2 protein-coding genes are annotated in these 867 nt (G+C 63.3%); both read right to left on the bottom strand.

What is annotated here, in order from left to right; translation table 11 throughout:
* On the bottom strand, nucleotides 1-131 hold a 131-nt coding region (locus J5M56_RS23600; protein WP_243430876.1), incomplete at its 3' end, for an SAM-dependent methyltransferase.
* Nucleotides 132-261: 130 nt separating this feature from the next.
* Nucleotides 262-867: zinc-binding dehydrogenase (locus J5M56_RS23595; RefSeq protein WP_207937895.1), on the bottom strand; the 606-nt coding region annotated here is incomplete at its 5' end.

The following is an 867-nucleotide window of genomic DNA, read 5'->3' as shown; positions in this document are numbered from 1 at the left end:
GTAATAAGTCCTCGGCGCATCAGGGCAACGGGCAAATAGGCGTGATCGGAACCGATATCGGCCAGTCGTGCGCCGACCGGCACGTGAGCGGCGACGCGTTCAAGGCGCATGGACAATGTCTGTTGGTTCAACGGCGACCCCTGTTCACCCAGCGGTGGAAAAAGGGGTGCGACTCTGGCGAGCAACGCGGGCGCTGTCAAATCGCGCCGATGGAATCCCTCAAGCCATCGGCAGCACGGCGCTGCCGATGGACGTTGGCGCTTAGCCGGCGAGGGTTGCGTTGTCGATGACGAAGCGGTATTTCACGTCGCCCTTGAGCATGCGCTCGTAGGACTCGTTGATCTGGTCGGCGCGGATCAACTCGATGTCGGAAACGATGCCGTGCTCGGCGCAGAAATCCAGCACTTCCTGGGTCTCGGCGATACCGCCGATCAAGGAACCGGCCAGCACCCGGCGGCTCATCACCAGTTTGCCGGCGTGGACGGGCGGGTTCACCGGCTCGATCAGGCCGACCAGAATGTGCACACCGTCGAAACGCAGCGTGTCGAGGTACGGGTTCAAATCGTGTTGCACCGGAATGGTGTCGAGCAGGAAGTCGAAGTAACCGGCCGCGGCCTTCATCTGCTCGGCATCGGTGGAGACGATGACGTGATCGGCGCCCTGACGGCGACCTTCTTCAGCCTTGCTCGCCGAGCGGGTGAACAGCGTGACTTCCGCGCCCATCGCCTTGGCGAACTTGATGCCCATGTGGCCGAGGCCGCCCATGCCGAGAATCCCGACCTTGTCACCGGCCTTGACGCCGTAGTGCTTGAGCGGCGAGTAGGTGGTGATGCCGGCGCAGAGAATCGGTGCGGCGCTGGCCAGAGC

The sequence above is a fragment of the Pseudomonas sp. 51_B genome, assembly GCF_017491595.1.
Lineage (GTDB): Bacteria > Pseudomonadota > Gammaproteobacteria > Pseudomonadales > Pseudomonadaceae > Aquipseudomonas > Aquipseudomonas promysalinigenes.
Note: the sequence above shows the minus strand (reverse complement) of the source record. Positions and strands in the feature narration are given on the sequence as shown.